This is a genomic window from Glutamicibacter nicotianae (assembly GCF_016907615.1).
Taxonomy (GTDB): domain Bacteria; phylum Actinomycetota; class Actinomycetes; order Actinomycetales; family Micrococcaceae; genus Glutamicibacter; species Glutamicibacter nicotianae.
This window is the reverse complement of sequence record NZ_JAFBCH010000001.1, coordinates 2,152,374-2,169,881: the sequence shown is the minus strand read 5'-3', so window position 1 is coordinate 2,169,881 and position 17,508 is coordinate 2,152,374. Positions and strand designations below refer to the sequence as shown.

Sequence of the window (17,508 nt, the reverse complement as noted above, 5' to 3'; positions counted from 1 at the left end):
GTTTGATGAGTGAAATTACCGTCCCCGAGCACCTCACTTCCCGGGCGCTGCGTGTTGCCATCGTTGGTGCTGGTCCAGCTGGCATCTACGCCGCCGACCTGCTGAACAAGAGCCAGCCAGTCGCCTCCGGCGAACTGAAGCTGCACGTTGACCTCTTCGACGAGCTGCCGACTCCCTTCGGATTGATCCGCTACGGCGTTTCGCCTGACCACCCACGCATCAAGGGCATCATCAATGCCCTGCACAAGGTGCTCGACAACGACTGGATCGACTTCTACGGCAACGTCGGCCTGGGCCGGGATATCTCGCTGGAAGACCTGCGCACCCGCTACGATGCAGTGATCATCTCCACCGGCGCCCAGAAGGACGCCGACTTGAATATTCCGGGCATCGATCTTGAGGGCTCCTTCGGCGGCGCCGACTTCGTTTCCTGGTACGACGCGCACCCGGATGCCGACAAGAACTGGGATCTGTCAGCCAAGGAAGTTGCCGTCATCGGCAACGGCAACGTCGCCTTGGACGTCGCCCGCATTCTCTCCAAGCACGCTGACCAGCTGCTGGAAACCGAAATCCCGGAGCACATCTACGAACAGCTGAACGACTCGGCCGTCACCGACGTGCACGTCTTCGGCCGCCGCGGTCCGGCACAGGTCAAGTTCACCCCGCTGGAACTGCGCGAACTCTCGCACTCCAAGGACGTGGACATCGTGCTGTACCCGGAGGACTTCGAATTCGACAAGGCCTCGGACGAAGCCATGAAGACCAACAACCAGACCAAGACCATGGTCTCCACGCTGACCAACTGGCTGATCGAACAGGAAGAACGCGAAGAAGCTCCAAGCGCCTCGCGCCGCCTGCACCTGCACTTCCTGCAGTCCCCGGTCGAGGTTCTGGGCGAGGATGGCAAGGTTACCGGCTTGAAGGTCGAGCGCAACGAGCTTGACGGCAATGGCGGTGCACGCGGTACCGGTGAATTCATCGAGTACCCGCTGCAGGCCATCTACCGCGCCGTGGGCTACTTCGGTTCGGCTGTCAATGACATCGAATACGACGGTGCCAAGGGCGTGCTTCCAAACGTGGAAGGCCGCGTACTTGATGCTTCTGGCACTCACGTTCCTGGCCTGTACGCCACCGGCTGGATCAAGCGTGGTCCAATCGGCCTGATTGGCCACACCAAGGGCGACGCCTTGGAAACCATCACCCACCTGCTGGAAGACCTCACCAAGCTGGCTGAGCCTGATTCTTCCCAGAAGATCTCCGAACTGCTGGAAAGCCGTGGCGTGAACTTCTCCAACTGGGATGGCTGGAAGAACTTGGACGCACACGAGAAGGAGCTGGGCGCTGCAGCCGGCACCGTTTCGACTCGTTTCGGCGAGATCACTCGCGACCGCGTCAAGGTGGTAGAGCGCGAAGCGATGATGGAATTCTCTTCGGCAAAAAAATTGGTTGAGAGCCTGTAAGTTTCACCCCGGGCTCTAGCACGCAATGGGCAGGGTTCCTCGGCAAATTTGCTGAGGGACCCTGCCCTTTGGTGTTTTCAGCCCGCAACTTCTTCGGCTTGCTACCGGCCGAATAAGTATCAGCTGCCATGAGCAGCGCTGCTGCCAGGGCTACGGCGCGATGCTCAGGCCCGCCCAGCCAGCCAGTTCACCGGCCAGCCGGGAACGGCTAATCGACAACGGGCCGATTGCCTAGCCCTCGACTGCCCACTTTTGTGCGGCCTTCTGCTGTTCTCCGGCGCCGACACTGCGGCGGAGCATGACGAACAGCAGGATCATGCCTGCAGTGATCGACATGTGGCCAAGGCCCGCGATGCCGGAGACCATCTTGGAGGACTCGATGCCCAACACGGTCATGATGCCATGGGTGAGCTGCATGCCCGCAGTGAGGAGCACACCCGCATTGTAGGTTCCCGTGAACCATGCGAAGAGCTTGCGATGCTGGCTCAGGCCGAAGGCCTTCTCCAGCAGGAGCACCAGCAGCAGGATGACGAAGCCCAGAACGAGCAGATGGGTATGGACTACCGATAGCTGGGTCCACGCTCCCTCCGGGAAACCGTTCATCTTGGTGAATTCGCGGTAGAAGAGACCTGAAGCGACTCCGAGGATCATGTAGGCGAAGGAGAAATTGACGAGCTTACGCATTGATGTTGCTTTCTTTCTGAAGGGATGGTCCTGCAGCTGCTTCCGCAGGGGAGGAAACGTGGCCGAAGACCGGGCGCTTGGCCGTACCCAGGACCGCGAACAGCGCGGGCAGCAGCAGGGTTCGAACAACGAATGTGTCCAGCAGGACGCCGAGTCCGACGATCAGGCCGAGCTGCCCCAGGACCGTCAGCGGCAAGGTCGCCAGGGCGGCAAATACTCCGGCGAGCACGAGCCCGGCACTGGTGATGACTGATCCGGTGCGGCTTGCTGCCAAGGCAACTGCTTCATGGAGTTCCAGCGCCTGCGCATCCTGGCGGACTCGCTGGGTCAGGAAGATCGTGTAGTCCACGCCGAGCGCTACGAGGAAGACGAAGGCCAGCAGCGGCACTTGGACATCCAGCGCGTCAGCCTCGAAGACGACTGAGGAAACCAGCGAACCCAATCCGACAGCAGCTGCAGCACTGAGCAGGTTCACCACTCCCAAGGCCAGGGCAGTGCGCCATGAACGGGTGAGCCAGCCGAGCATCACGAAGCAGATCATCATGATCAGCGGCGCAATCACGTAGAGGTCTCGCAGGTGCATTTGATGCGAATCCAATTGTTCTGCGCTCTGTCCGCCGATCAGCACCTGTCCTGCATGAGAGCTTGCTGCTGCATCTCGCAGGTCGGCCACCAGGCCCTGGGCTTCGGCGGCACTGGGATCAACCTCCGAGATGACCGAAAACTGCTGCCATTGCGTGTTGCCGAGCTGGCTGGCTTCGCCCACGCGCTTCACGTTCTCAACTGCCGCGAACCCATGACGCAGCGCATCGATATCGGTGTCCTGGGCCAGCACCGTGATCGGCTGGGTTTCACCGGCCGGGAAGTGCTCGGCCAGGGTGGCCATGGCAGTGGAGGACTCGGTTGCCGTGCGGAACTGCTGGCTCTGGTCCAGGCCGATGCGGGTACCGGTCAGTGCGCTGGCCAATACCAGCAGCAGCACTGACAGGGCTGCCAGGTTCAGGCCCGGACGGGTCATCACTGCACGGGCAGCACGCCCGAAGATGTTTTCCTTCTTGATCTCCTGTCCCGGGAGGGGGATCAGCGGCCAGAAGGCCTTCCGCCCGGCCATGGCCAAGACTGGCGGCAGCAGGAACAGCGCGAAGATCGCGGCGATCAGCAGGCCCGCGGCGCAGACGATGCCCAAGCCTCGGGTATCTTCCATGACGGCCAGCGACAGGGTCAGCAGGGCCAGCACGACGGTCAAGTTGGAGGTCAGGATCGCTTCGAAGCTGGCGGCCCATGCCTTGGACAGTGCCTGCCGGTGGCCGTCGCTCTGCTGCAGTTCATCGCGATAGCGGGAAATCAGCAGCAGCGCGTAGTTGGTGCCGGCACCGAAGACCAAGACGCTGAGCACGCCGGAGTCGAAGTGCAGATCGAAGGCGTTTCCCAAAAGATTGGCCACCAGCGAGGCGCTGCGGTCGGCGAGAGCGACCACCACCAACGGGATCAGCCAGAGCACCGGCGAACGATAGGTGAGAATCAGCAGGACTGCAACGATTCCCACCGTGACTGCCAGCAGGGTGAAGTCGGCCCCGGCGAACGCATTGGTGACATCCACGGCAAAAGCGATAGACCCGGTGACCTGCAGTTGCAACCCATCGGAGGGATGCTCCTGGATCCAGCCGCGGATCGCCTTCAGCGTTTCACGGTCGGCCTCATCAGAGACGCTATTCCAGGACAGCGGTACCATCGCCGCCTGCTGATCCTCGCTGGCCATGGTGCGGCCAGCAACGACCTTCGCTGCGTCGCTCAACGCCTCAGCCTGGTGATCTACCGTGGCGCGGTCATCAATGCTGAGTACCTGGCCATCTTCACGGCTGGCCACGAGCAGTGCGGAGGTCTTTGATTCGCTGGTGTTCGCATCGATCAGCTGGGCGACCTTGGCCGAATCCGAATGGCCAACCAGTGAGCTCGCCGAGCGTTCCGGAGCCTGAACGCTGCTCAGCGCGCCGAAGAGAACGAGAATGACTGCGAAGATGCCGGCGGCCCAAATGCGGGCGCCGCGCCGGCTGGTCAGCGAATCGCCGACCCGGGAAATAACTGGAACTTTCATAGTTCCAGTTAATGAGTTTTTGCAGGTCAATCCATCGTGGAAAGGGGTGAAGAAAAGTTCAACCGAAAGGTTGAGGCGGCCCCCGGCGTGTCTTCGACTAACCGGGACAACCTAGAGCAAACCGTGGTCCTTCGCCTTGTTGATGGCATCGGTGCGGCTGGATGCCTGCAGCTTGTCGAAGATATGCACCAGGTGGGTCTTGACCGTTGCCTCGGAAACGAACAGCGCTTTGGCGATCTGCTTGTTTCCGGCACCGGTGGCCAGCTGGACCAGCACGTCTTTCTCCCGTGCTGTCAGCTCGACCTTCGGCCGTCGCATGCCTTCGACTACACGCTGGGTCATCTCCGGGGCAAGCACCATGTGCCCGGCCGCGGCTTGGCTGATGGACTCCACGATAGTTTGCGCGCTGACATCCTTGAGCAGATAACCGGCGGCCCCAGCTTCGATGCAAGCCAGTACCTCCGAGTCCTTGTCGAAGGTGGTCAGGATCAACACGTAGGGCGGCTTGGCCAGCTTGCGGATGGCTGCCGTGGTCTGTGCGCCGTTCATCCCGTCGCCCAGACGAAGGTCGCAGAGCACGACATCGACGGAATTGGTTTTGGCGAACTCCAGTGCTTCCTCGCCGCTGGATGCTTCGCCGATCACGGCGATGTCTTCATAGTTCTCGAACAATGCTCGCAGGCCCGTGCGAACGATGGGATGGTCATCGACCAAGAGGATGCGGATCATGAATTGTCCTTTGCCAAATGCAGTGGAAGATGGGCACACAGTGCTGTGCCTTCACCGGGGGAGCTTTCGACGTCCAATCCGCCACCCAGTGCCCGCAGGCGCTGGTTCATGGCGGTCAGGCCGAACCCGCCGGCCTCGGTGCTGGTCTGCACCGGACCGGAATTCGGGGTGAAGCCAATGCCATCATCCACGATATCCATGCGCACCTCGTCGCCGCTGCTGCTCAAGGACAGGGCAATGATGGAAGCTTGCGCATGGCGCAGGACATTGGAGAGCGCCGACTGCGCGGTGCGCAGCAAAGCGATCTGCACGCTGGGATCCAAATCGGGCAGGCCCGGCTCGATATCCAGCCGGGTTTCGACATTCGAATCCGCTTTGAAATTCTCCAGGATCCGACCTAGTGCTCCGGCCAGCGCCTGGGCATCCAGCTCGGCCGGTGCGAGCGCGGCGATGATGCGGCGCAAGTCGGTCAACGCCTGCCCGGACAGCTCATCGATGCGGACCAACGCTTTCCCGGCCGCATCCGATTCCTTGGAAGCCTCTGCCGCCTTGGCGTGCAGTCCGATGGAGGAGAGCTGCTGCGCAACAGTGTCATGGATTTCCCGGGCCAGACGCGTGCGTTCCGCGGCAATGCCAGCTTCGCGCTGCGACCTCGCAAGCTCCTCTTGCAGGTCGGCCATTTCACGCTGGGCGCGGACCAGGGAATTCACGAGGGAGGTGCGCACTTGTGCATCGCGCTCCATCTGCAGGTAACCGCGGGAAATGCCCCAGGCGAACAGCCCGCCGACAAGCGGACCAGCTGCCGCGGCCAGGGTCACTTCCGAGTGATGCAGATACGGGGCGAGGATCGTGAATGCGTAGACGACGACAGACCACAGGATCGAGGGCACGAGCGGCAACTGGTGGCCGAGCAGGAGCCAGAGGCTGAAGGCGAGCCACATGAATTCGGGAGAAGCGGCGAGGCTGGCTATCCAGATACCGAGTAGAACTGCCAACCACCGGGCGGGCAAGCTCTTGGCCCGGCTGCGCGCCACGAGGATGAACCCAGCCGAGTACCACGTGGCAAAGATGATCGAAATGCCCAAAGTGATCCATGGATTCTCACCATTGGCGAAGACCCTGAGCAACACGATCAGGACCAGGATGAATGTGACCAGGTGCTGGCCCCAGCGTAGAACCGCAGGAGAACCGAAATAATGGTGCTGTTTCTGCGGGTCAGCCCAGGGCTGTGCGGGATTGCTCATGCTTGATAGCCTACTAAAACGGTGGTTTTTGAGCTGGTTGATCCGCTCTAAGGCTATCGCTTGCTGCTTTGGCCTTCGGGTAGTCGTGCAGGATTAGAAGTACCTGTTTCTGAGATTTCGAATGAACTAGTTCGTAGAGCGAGAACGACTCCCAAAGCCAGCGTCAGCAGGAGCAAACCTTCGCGGAGGGCTGTACCAATCGCAGTGAGAATAATATTCTCAGGTAGCGACGTGAGCATCCAATCTCCGAGGTCGGTTGGTAGCATAAGAGCCGATTTCTCATTTTGGGATTGACGCCAGCAACGTCAAGGTAGATGTTTCCTACGTTGATGTGGACAGATTGAACCAAGATGAGAAGCAGGCTTTGAAATTGCTTGCAGAACGAGTAGAGCAGGATGGAGGAGGAGTCATTCTTAGTGTGAGCTCTACCGAGTATGTGCCTGAAGCATCTTCGAATAAAGCAGCAACAACATTTGCTTTGCCTGGTGGGTGCAAGTTAGTAACAGGTGAGTACCATACCCCGAACAGCAGCAACTACAGCCATGTGTCCGGATGGGCGCACAACCGCTGCGACCAAGCCTTTTCGCACAGAATCGAATTAGATATCCATAAAAAGAAAGCCGGAGCTTCAGGTAGCGGAACCATTGTCGCCAGTGAAACAGAGTTCCACAACGAAGTTGAAACTGATTACACGTGCAAAACCGGATATGTTGCTGAATTCAATACAGTGTCACAAGGGCGTGTAACCATCGCTGGCAAAGGCTACATCGCAACAGGCGCTTCAGGCTGGAGGCGATACAACTGTGGTGGATAATTTCCCAGGAGAGCGGAGTGAGGTTGACTATTCTGCGAATGGCCATCAAGACCCAATATTCACAGAACATGCTCTTCTCAAACTGAATCAGCAGTGCTTGCCGTTACCTGAAGTTGACGTGGCAATTGACGCAATGAATCGTGCCACGAATTCAACGATTGCGACTAACAGCAAAGCAGATGTAGACGTATTGCGCCATCTGGCTCTTCTGTATCTGGAATCTTTCAGAAACAAGAACCTTTCCACAGGTGAGCATAATAAAGCCATCATGAATGTCGCTTCCATAGTGGTTTCGCTTCGTGCCCCCGAAGCCCGTCTTATCTCTTCAGAGGAAATGGATAGCCTACTTTTGAAAATCTACTTGTACTTCTTCCTCGAAGAGTCCACCCCTATTCAGCTCGTGAATAGTCTGCTCAAGTAAGAATCAATACACGCGTGCACGAACTGTGCATCAGTAGATGGTGCAATCCACTCCTATAAGTGGAATGCTCCCCGATAGTTGGACTGTGAAATGAACTGCTCCCCGAAAATTGGACTGTAAAAAGTCGACACTTTTGAGGGAGCATTTTCATGCGTGCACGAAGCACACTCACCGCGAAACAACGGGACTAGGGAAAACTGCAAAAGAAGACAACTAACACATTTCGACATTGCGGTGACAACAATGCATAGAGCCGTACCGTGGTACTTCGCAGCCGCAGTTCGAATTTAATTCATGCTCTCTTGATTCTCTCCTCGCTGTTGCTCATATTGCTCTTCCTGAGCAGTGGTTCAGCCGGTCACTATGAGAAGAGAGCATCAGGGATAACGGCATTTTCCCGCCACTGAACGAGCTCGGCGAAATCCTTAACGTGTGGGCTGAGGAGATTCTAGCGTTATTTGTCGGTCTGGCAGTAGCACTCGGCGCCGGACTTATGTTGCTGGAACAGCCGATAATCAGAGTCCAAGCCTTCAATACCTTTGATGAATAGGACTATCTGCGTGGAATAACTGCCATGTTGGCACATGTTCAATAACGGTCGTTTTTGTTGGACGGACCACCATTGGAGATCCCGCCGGTTGAAGCGAAACCTACTTCAAGGTGATGCATCCCAAATCATGGCACGAAACAGGTCAGAAAATCAGCCTTACAAAGGCTTTCCCAGTTCAAAACAGCATTTGAACTGGGAAAGCCTTAGCAAGAACAACAAACTAAAATCTCTGGAAGTCCATTCAGCCTGCGACCTTCCAGAGCAAAGAATTTAAAACACGGTAACTGACTTCAAGGTAGTGGGGCTGCTGAGCTTAAGCTTGACCTTAGGCGCAACTGTTGCGTAGCAAACTGTACTGCTGCAAGCTCGCATAGTTCGATTCTGCGAACCGTAACTTCCGCGGTTATGCCAAGTACCGGTCAGCGATCCCGTGCCAATAAAGCCATAATCAACAGAAGCTCCACCTGCACCATAGAGACACGCATTGACGGTTGTGGAAGCGCAATTGCTAGTTGGAAGCAACGCGTACGTCTGGACGGTGCTTTCCTTCTCAACCTTGGTTATTTCTGCGGTTTCCGCCTCCTGATAAACGACAGCTGGTTTACCAGACTTCAATAGCGCCAATTCTTCATCGCTGAGATTCTTTGTTATTTCTTCAAAATTCGGTTCCTTTTGTTCTATGAAGTAACCGGAAAGATCGAAAGTGGTAGCCGCAGGAACAGCAGTTGAAGGGACACTCACATCTGCGGGGGAAGCTGCCATTGCTGGGGAGGCAAGGACAGATCCTGCGAGTAACGAAGCGCCGATAATGGCGGCAGCCCTGGAAAGAAGATTTTTCATAATTCCTCGTAACTGAAACGTTGACCAGCGTGTATTTACTGACCCTTCTTTACTCTAACTTAGAGATTTTCGGTTTACATCGAGGGATGACCTGCATCTTGTATCAAATTGGTAACAAATTCCCTCGTCAGTAAAGCCCTGGATCTAAAACGACCGACCGTCGTTGACTCACACTGAAAAGCCGATCAGCTTCCAATCTGACGAATAAGTTCGACAAACCTACTCTCCCGATTCTGCAGGGCCTGTCGGCCGACAGTTCAATCTTCAAAAAACGGTCGTTTTTGAAGCGAAGAGAAAACCAGTACGTTTTCAAAGTAGACACCATCGCCCTGGGACTAGCCGGAATCATCAGTACCAAGATCTACTTTTCTGGAACTCGAGCAATAATCCGGGCGTCACGCTAGATGCAATCGCAATGGCCATCATGATTGGGATCCTTGCCGTATGTTATCTGAACGATTGAGCGTGACGGAACTAGAAGCTCGGAAAATCACTCGATGGATAAAGGGCGAAACAATTATTCTTTGGCTCCTGGGCTTGTATATATTGCCGTGACGTACCAAACAATCATCTCGTAGGCTCTCCTCAACTCGTACTGTTGCCCATTTGATTGTTTTATCCGCCAGAAAGAACCCCATGAAATCGTTGTTCACCTCAATGCTCGCAGGTCTCGCCGTAGTGACTCTCTCTGTAACGACCATGTCGGGAGCACATGCCAGCGCTGAAATTCAAACCAATACGTCCTCAAGCGGACTTTCAACGGAGAATAGTGCTGCCCAGGCTCCAATGACAAAAAGCCCTGTCAAGGACCCTTCAACCCGATCGCTAGCAAAATCGAAAGGGCTGAAGCTTGAGGGCCTGACGATCCAATCCGATGCGAAAGGAGGACGTTTCCTCCTGGACACTGAAGGTAATTGGTTCTTGCAGATACCTAGCGAGCCTGCCTCTTTGCCTGTCAAGCAACATGCCTTGGACATCGACCTTCCAGCGAACTGGAGCGCAACCGGCTGTGTGGGTTCCTTCAAGCCCATGGCTAAGCAGACAGGCGAACTCCATTGGGGGCAACTAATTCATGCGCTTCAACTTCCGTGTCGGAAGTTTTCCCGCACTGGATCACGGGGGCTCTGCGAGCTACCTGTGCTGGAAGTTGGCCTGTGTGTGGATTGTATCGAGATGAGGATGGGCCGGTTTCGTCAACCAATAATCGTTCACACCGAGTGGCCAACATTTGCCGCGAACCACGCTGCGACACCAATGCGAACTACCGCTTCCTAACCAGCGATAGAGTCTACGTAAGGGGAATTCAGTTTGGCCCTTACGATTCAGCAAGCAAGATATTTGCTTGCAACGTCACCGCGTGAGAGGGCTGTAGCTGATGAACGATTGGGTCATATTTCACCACGAGAACGATTCCAACACGGCGGTTGAATATGACTGGGCGAGGATTGACGCGTTGATCGCTAAATTGGTCCAGTTGCATGCAGTCGAGAAGAACCCCACACCTACCGGCGCTTTGGTTGGCTGCATTGCAGAACTAGAACATGCTATTTCTTCGGCCTTGTTGCATGGAGTATCCATCCGTGCAATAGGTGTTCGTACAAATTTGAGTCAAAGTGACGTTACGCGAATACGGGACACCGGACGTCTATACGAAAGATAGAAACGCCATTCTTCCAATAATGCCGTTGGTTCTCAGTTGAGCCTGTGAACCATACGTTCGTTTCTGAAGCTTTCAAGACTGCTGTTACTAGTTATCCCTAAGCGACCGAGAACCATGGAGAACGCAATCTTGGTCTAAAACGGTGGATTGTTCACGTTCCACAGGCATCCAGTCCGATGTGCAGAATTTGAATCACTCGCTGGAATCTAAGCGATAAAACTATCTTTCGCGGCGATGAGGCATGTGCAAAGATGACGATAAACGCAACGTAGGCTGCAGATTTCGAATTCTACCCTGATAGAAGAGGTGTTAACGTCCGTGAACGCAGGAACCGTTCGGCTCGTAGCTGAGCATACAGAAGCCCAGATACGTCAGAGATTTAACCAGGTTCGGATAGACGGCACGCTTAGTGCCCAGATGAGGTCAGCGGTTATTTGCGTCTTCGGGTATGACGACGAGCATCAAATGAACAAGATTACGACATTCTGCTTCGAAGCACTGGGGCGGAAGTTCGAAGCGTATGCGGTGCCAGGAGAACAATTAAAGCAATTCGTTGTCATTCGTGAAGACATCAGTTCGTTCCTGCGCCTGTTGGATCCTGAGTGGCCTGGTGAAGGTTCCTATTCGAAGTCGCCACGTGAGGTGGAGGATCAATGGAATCTTGCAGATAACCCGCTCCCTCGTCTAATGGCAGCCGGAACCATCATCGAGAACCTTAGGCGCAAATCCGGTTCGGAGTATGCAGTGGATCCAGACAGCTACGTCTGGACCAAATTCCCAATTGAAGCACTACATGGAACGGAACAAGATGCTTCACTTTGCGAACAAGGATTTAGTCGCTGGGTACAGGAAAACGCGGAGGTTGCTCCTCTTGCTCCAGCCGAATCTGCGGAAGAAGTGATACCCGCAGGGACAGATTTTGATCAGCTGATTACCGAGCTTGAAACCTACAAAAACGTCATTCTCGAAGGCGTCGCTGGGAGCGGGAAAACGCACTCCCTCGATGGCCTGAAAGTTGCCTATGGCAACAGGACAAGCGTTTTAGTTTTCCATCCATCAACTTCCTACGAAGACTTTGTCGTTGGATTGCGGCCAACTTCCGATTCGTTTGAAGTCGTGCCCGGGCCATTCCTGCGGATGTGCGAACGGGCGACCCGGGACCCTGAGCAGAACTATTTGCTATTCCTCGACGAAATCAACCGGGCCAACACAGCACGTGTGCTTGGTGATCTCTTGATGGTTATCGAACCCGGCAAGAGGTCGACTGTAAACGCTCATGAAGGTGCTGAGTCACATGATCTCCGTAAACATTGGAGTTGGCAGGCCAAGGACTTCCGCACGGTGCTTACCGACGCTGAACTGCACGAACAACCGAAACTCAATAGCGTTGAGTTGCAGACAAGTTTGCCAGGCAGCCGTAAACACTTGGTTGTTCCGCCAAACCTGCACATTATCGGAACAATGAATACAACTGATCGTTCCGTTGGCACGATTGACCTGGCATTACGTCGGCGATTCTGGTGGAAGACGCAAGAGGTGCTTACAGGGCAGCGCTTAGCCTTAGCTTTGGGACATGATCGTTCTCAAGAACTCGAAAGAGTGATTTCCTGGCACGAACGAGTCAACCAGAAATTGAATGACGCCGTGGGCCCGGATGCTCAATTGGGGCACTCATATTTCTTTACAAAGGGTGCAACAGCGAAAGACGTAGCGGAAGCCCTGGTGCAGCAACTGGCCGAGATCGCACATATTTTCAATCTCAGTGCTGATGCAGTAGCTGCATTCTTCGATGGCGGAGCAGAGCTGCCGAACCAGATGTGCCTATATGCCCACGGGCGTGGACTTGGGCGAAGGTTCCTCACTGTTCCGTCCAGTAGCTCCGCATCCTGACCATGGGAATCGCCATGGCGCCTGCCCAAGTCCACTTAGCCAACGAGGAATCCAGGTGGTTTCAAGCCAGCAAACGCGGAAACGGGATTGGGCTCACCGTCTTGAAAACGACGGGGACCTATGAACCAGACAGCCGCGTTATTTTCATCTATGTCCTGCCGAAGACGTGGCGAGGCTCAGACCGAGGCGGTAATGGTCCGATGGCATGGACGTTTGATGTCGATTACAGATCCGCGGATGTAGACATCGTAGTCCTCTACGAAATGGACTATTTAGGATTGAAAGGCCAGTGTGCTGAAGCTCTAAGTCGCTTGTGCCGACCAGTTCAAATGAATACAGACGAAGACGGAGCAACGGACGCGCTTTGGACTACTGCAGATACACCGGTTGTAGAGACGCGAGCTGTGGAATCAACTCCACCGAGTACTTTGGCCGGATTTTGGGAGCTGATCCGTAGCAAATTGCGGCCAATAGTCGAAGACCCACCTCCCGGAATTTCGCTCATGATGTGCGAACCGGAAGCGCGGCAGGCATTCATGAAGTTATTCCTGCTCCTGGCAGAAGTCCAAGTCGCACGGCGCAGGCCCGAGTTCATTCCAGTCGCCGAGCCCTTGGGCGCTGTTCGCGGACGTTTGATCGTCAACGAACTTATTAAACGCAAGGCAAATCGACGCTTGCCCGTATGGTGTGAATTTGACGATTTAGAGGGAAACACGCAAATTTGGCAGGCAATTCGGCTGGCGGTTGGACGGTGCTCTCAAACAGTCAAAAGCGATGATCGCCTTGTCGAATTGGCTCTGGAAATCGATGCGCGTCTGAACGACGTTTCCATCGGTTCTGTCGCTGAAATAGTAAGGCGTCCCCTGCGGAATACGGCACGCATGCGCAATCGCGGATTGCTCGGGGTATTCCGGATGGCCCTGGCCATATTAAACGACAATGTGTTGCTCGCTGAGCTGGCAGATGATGAATCCGACGGCATGGTTTTCACTTTTAAGATTGCAACCAGCGAACTCTGGGAAGACCTCGTGGCCGACGCCGTCGACTTGACGCGAAACTATCGGGTCAACAGAAGCCCCGAACGAAGAGTGCTTTTTGATGGAGGAGAGCGAAAAAACGTCGACATTCACGTTGAGCATCGAGACGCTCCTGGGAATCCAGTACTGCTCATTGACGGCAAGTACAAGAAAGCTATACAGCGCGTAACCAGAGCATCGATGGCAGACCAATATCAGATTTACGCCTATGCAAATCTTTGGGAGGTTCCGGCAGTGCTGGCCTATCCGTTCTCCGGAGATTCAAAGCCTTGCGTGCACATGACGGAAGCTGCAGCGAACCGAGGGTCGCAGGCCGGAGTTATGAATCTTCCGTTCCCGCAACCCGGGCAGACAACGATACCGGTTGAATCAGTTGAGATGGAGCGCTTACTGAATTTGATCGCGACGGCCCCAGGCAATGCATAGCCTTTCATGCCAAATCAGGTAAGATACCGGAGCCAGCATTCGAAAACATGTTCTAATGCTTTGGGGATTGTTGTCCTGGCCGGTGCGCTCGCCGAGCTGTGAGCCTCCGCTCACTTGCCATTCGAAGGCTGCTGGGAATTTTCTGCTGGCGCATCACGCGGTATGATATAAGGACTGCGACTTTGATCCGGCTATCACCGGTGAGTCTTCGGAAGAACCGCGAACCTCATGTTCGCCAAGTAGAACCGAACGGGACCAGCCCGTCACAGCTGAAGATAAGCGATTCCCCATCATCTTGGTGGGGGATAAGCGGGGTGGTACCGCGGCAATTTCGCCGTCCTCGTAGGCAAGGATTTATCGACCCTACGCTTGAAGGACGGCCCATTCGATGAGCTTCTACCCGAAGGTCACTACTGACCCAACCGGTTCGACCCCGGCTTCACCGCGATTCCCAGATCTTGAGAAGCGCGTCCTCGAATACTGGAAGAACGACAACACCTTCCAGGCCTCCATCGAGCAGCGTGAGGGCGAAGAATTCGTCTTCTACGATGGCCCTCCTTTCGCCAACGGCCTGCCGCACTACGGCCACCTGCTCACCGGTTACGTCAAGGACCTGGTAGCCCGCTACCAGACCCAGCGCGGCAAGCGCGTGGAGCGCCGCTTCGGCTGGGACACCCACGGCCTGCCTGCCGAGCTGGAAGCCATGAAGCAGCTGGGCATGACCGACAAGAAGCAGATCGAAGCCATGGGCATCGACAAGTTCAACGACGCCTGCCGCACCTCGGTGATGAAGTACGCCGATGAGTGGAAGCAGTACGTGAACCGCCAGGCTCGCTGGGTCGACTTCGAAAACGACTACAAGACCCTGAACGTCGAGTTCATGGAATCGGTCATCTGGGCCTTCAAGCAGCTCTCGGACAAGGACCTGACCTACAAGGGCTTCCGCGTGCTCCCGTACTGCTGGAAGGACGAGACCCCGCTGTCCAACCACGAGCTGCGCATGGACGACGACGTCTATAAGAACCGCCAGGACCAGACCGTCACCGTTGGCTTCACCATCCTTGCCGGTGAAACCGAAGCTTCCAAGGAACTTGCCGGCGTGCAGGCTCTGGCCTGGACCACCACCCCATGGACCCTGCCAACCAACGCCGCACTGGCCGTGCACCCATCGATCGACTACGTCGTGGTTCCTGCAGGCGAAGCCGGTGTGAAGGCTTCGGCTGCCGCCGGTCCATTCCTGCTGGCCCGCGACCTGCTCGGCTCCTACGCCAAGGACCTGGGCTACAAGGACGCCAAGGAAGCCGCCGCGGCCATCACCGCCAGCTACACCGGCGAGCAGCTTGCCGGCGTGCGCTACCAGCCGCTGTGGGACACCTACACCGACACCGAGAAGTACGGCACCGAAAACGCCTGGCAGATCGTCACCGCTGACTACGTCACCGTGGCAGACGGTACCGGCATCGTCCACCAGGCTCCGGCCTATGGCGAAGATGACCAGAAGGTCTGCGAAGAGCACGGCATCCCGGTGATCCTCTCGGTGGACGAGGGCGCCAAGTTCCTGCCGGTCTTCGGCAATGGCCCGCTGGCCGAGATTGTCGGCGTGCAGGTCTTCGATGCGAACAAGACCATCACCAACGTGCTCAAGGACGAGGCGAAGCTGGTCAAGCAGGCCTCCTACGAGCACTCCTACCCGCATTGCTGGCGCTGCCGCACCCCGCTGATTTACCGCGCGATCTCCTCGTGGTACGTCGAGGTCTCCAAGTTCAAGGACCGCATGGTCGAGCTGAACGAGCAGATCAACTGGATCCCGGGCAACGTCAAGCACGGCCAGTTCGGCAAGTGGCTGGAAAACGCCCGCGACTGGTCGATCTCGCGCAACCGCTACTGGGGTTCGCCGATCCCGGTCTGGGAATGCTCGGGCGCCGAGTGCACCCACCGCGAGGTCTTCGGGTCGCTGGCCGAGCTGAAGGACTTCTTCGGCCGTCTGCCGGTGAACCACGAAGGCCAGCCTGACCTGCACCGCCCATTCATCGACGAGCTGACCAAGGCCCACGAGGGCTGTGCCGAAGGCGGCACGCTGACCCGCGTGGAAGACGTGCTCGACGTCTGGTTCGACTCCGGCTCGATGCCGTACGCCCAGGTGCACTACCCATTCAACAACCAGGAATGGTTCGATTCCGGCCACCACCCGGCTGACTTCATCGTGGAGTACATCGGCCAGACCCGTGGTTGGTTCTACACCATGCACGTGCTCTCCACCGCGCTTTTCGACCGCCCGGCCTATACCAACGTGATCTCCCACGGCATCGTGCTGGGCTCGGACGGACAGAAGATGTCCAAGTCCCTGCGCAACTACCCGGATGTCACCGAGGTCCTGGACCGCGACGGTTCCGATGCCATGCGCTGGTTCCTGATGGCTAGCCCGATCCTGCGCGGCGGCAACCTGGTCGTAACCGAACAGGGCATCCGCGACGGCGTGCGCCAGGTACTGCTGCCGCTGTGGAACGTCTGGCACTTCTTCAACCTCTACACCAACTCCGCGAACAACGGAGCCGGCTACGAGGCCAAGCGCTCGATGGACTCCACCGACCCGCTGGACCAGTACATGCTGGCCGCCACCGGACAGCTGGTGCGCGAAGTCACCGAGGCGCTGGATTCCTACGAGGTTTCCGACGCCACCGAGGCCGTGCGCCACTACATGGACACGCTGACCAACTGGTACGTGCGCCGTAGCCGCCAGCGCTTCTTCGATGAAGACACCCAGGCCTTCGACACTCTGTACACCGCACTGGAAACCCTGGTGAAGGTCACCGCTTCGCTGCTGCCATTGGCCAGCGAAGAGATCTTCCGCGGGCTGACCGGCAAGCGCTCGGTGCACCTGGAAGACTGGCCAGAAGCCAGCGAATTCCCAACCGACGCCACGTTGCTGGAAACCATGGAAACCACCCGCAAGATCTGCTCGGTGGGCTCCTCGCTGCGCAAGGCCAAGAACCTGCGCGTGCGCCTGCCGCTGGCCGAGCTGAAGGTCGTGCTCACCGATGCCGCCCGACTGGAGGGCACCTACGCCTCGATCATCAAGGACGAGCTGAACCTGAAAGCAGTGACCCTGATCGACGCCGAGGGCGTGGACGCTGCCAGCTACGGCATCAGCCAGCAGCTGGTGGTCAACGCCCGCGCCGCCGGCCCACGCCTGGGCAAGAACGTGCAGCAGGCCATCAAGGGCGCCAAGTCCGGGGACTGGTCCGTCGCCAACGGTGTTGTCACCGCCGGCGGCCTGGAACTGGCCGAGGGCGAATACACCCTGGACACCGTGGTGGATGCGGCCGGCGAGATCGCCGCGGCGGTCATCGACGGCGGCTTCCTGGTGCTGGATACCGAGGTCACCGAGGCGCTGGCTGCCGAGGGCACCGCCCGCGACATGATCCGCTCCATCCAGTCCGCCCGCAAGGACGCGGACCTGCAGGTTTCGGACCGCATCCGCACCGTGATCACCGCCAGCGCGGCCACCATCGCGGCGCTGGAAGCCAACCGCGAGCTGGTGGCCGGCGAAACCCTGAGCGCGCAGCTGGAGCTCGTCGCCGACGATTCGGCTCAGGGCGAGCAGGTTGCCGTGGCCAAGCTGGATTCCGGCAAAGTCGAGGCCAACTAGTGAGCGAAC

11 protein-coding genes are annotated in these 17,508 nt (G+C 57.0%); 6 read left to right on the top strand and 5 right to left on the bottom strand.

The window, feature by feature from the left end:
* Window positions 1-5 precede the first annotated feature (5 nt).
* Window positions 6-1,460, top strand: coding sequence for an FAD-dependent oxidoreductase (locus JOE62_RS10350; protein WP_204722296.1), 1,455 nt, complete (start codon window positions 6-8; stop codon window positions 1,458-1,460).
* A 231-nt stretch (window positions 1,461-1,691) separates the two neighbouring features.
* On the opposite strand, the gene JOE62_RS10345 is transcribed toward JOE62_RS10350, so the two are convergent.
* From JOE62_RS10345 to JOE62_RS10330, 4 genes are all read right to left on the bottom strand, one after another.
* Entirely contained in the window at window positions 1,692-2,144 is a 453-nt protein-coding gene (locus JOE62_RS10345) for a DUF2871 domain-containing protein (RefSeq protein ID WP_204722295.1), read from the bottom strand.
* On the bottom strand, window positions 2,137-4,239 hold the full coding sequence (locus JOE62_RS10340) for an MMPL family transporter (protein WP_204722294.1): 2,103 nt from the start codon (window positions 4,237-4,239) through the stop codon (window positions 2,137-2,139). Before JOE62_RS10340 ends, JOE62_RS10345 begins: the two co-directional genes overlap by 8 nt.
* A gap of 111 nt (window positions 4,240-4,350) precedes the next feature.
* Window positions 4,351-4,968: a response regulator gene (locus JOE62_RS10335; protein ID WP_204722293.1), complete on the bottom strand. Its 618-nt coding sequence runs from the start codon at window positions 4,966-4,968 to the stop codon at window positions 4,351-4,353.
* Window positions 4,965-6,212 carry a sensor histidine kinase gene (locus tag JOE62_RS10330; protein WP_204722292.1) on the bottom strand — a complete coding sequence of 416 codons (1,248 nt, stop codon included), beginning with the start codon at window positions 6,210-6,212 and terminating at the stop codon, window positions 4,965-4,967. Before JOE62_RS10330 ends, JOE62_RS10335 begins: the two co-directional genes overlap by 4 nt.
* A 418-nt stretch (window positions 6,213-6,630) precedes the next feature.
* Here JOE62_RS10330 and JOE62_RS10325 point away from each other — a divergent pair, with 418 nt between their 5' ends.
* Together JOE62_RS10325 and JOE62_RS10320 are read left to right on the top strand one after the other, a co-directional pair.
* On the top strand, window positions 6,631-7,026 hold the full coding sequence (locus JOE62_RS10325) for a hypothetical protein (RefSeq protein ID WP_204722291.1): 396 nt from the start codon (window positions 6,631-6,633) through the stop codon (window positions 7,024-7,026).
* On the top strand, window positions 7,019-7,447 hold the full coding sequence (locus JOE62_RS10320) for a hypothetical protein (protein WP_204722290.1): 429 nt from the start codon (window positions 7,019-7,021) through the stop codon (window positions 7,445-7,447). The genes JOE62_RS10325 and JOE62_RS10320 overlap by 8 nt, the downstream gene beginning before the upstream one ends.
* Before the next feature lie 820 nt (window positions 7,448-8,267).
* Here the strand turns inward: JOE62_RS10320 and JOE62_RS10315 are convergent.
* Complete coding sequence (locus JOE62_RS10315) at window positions 8,268-8,837, bottom strand: hypothetical protein (RefSeq protein ID WP_204722289.1); 570 nt, start codon at window positions 8,835-8,837, stop codon at window positions 8,268-8,270.
* Window positions 8,838-10,815: 1,978 nt separating this feature from the next.
* Between JOE62_RS10315 and JOE62_RS10310 the strand changes: the two genes are divergently transcribed.
* From JOE62_RS10310 to ileS, 3 genes are all read left to right on the top strand, one after another.
* Window positions 10,816-12,387 carry an AAA family ATPase gene (locus JOE62_RS10310; RefSeq protein WP_204722288.1) on the top strand — a complete coding sequence of 524 codons (1,572 nt, stop codon included), beginning with the start codon at window positions 10,816-10,818 and terminating at the stop codon, window positions 12,385-12,387.
* A 14-nt stretch (window positions 12,388-12,401) separates the two neighbouring features.
* Window positions 12,402-13,850 (top strand): 5-methylcytosine restriction system specificity protein McrC, encoded by a 1,449-nt coding sequence (locus tag JOE62_RS10305; RefSeq protein ID WP_204722287.1) that lies wholly within the window; start codon window positions 12,402-12,404, stop codon window positions 13,848-13,850.
* A gap of 388 nt (window positions 13,851-14,238) precedes the next feature.
* Entirely contained in the window at window positions 14,239-17,499 is a 3,261-nt protein-coding gene (gene ileS / locus JOE62_RS10300) for an isoleucine--tRNA ligase (protein WP_204722286.1), read from the top strand.
* Window positions 17,500-17,508: the final 9 nt, after the last annotated feature.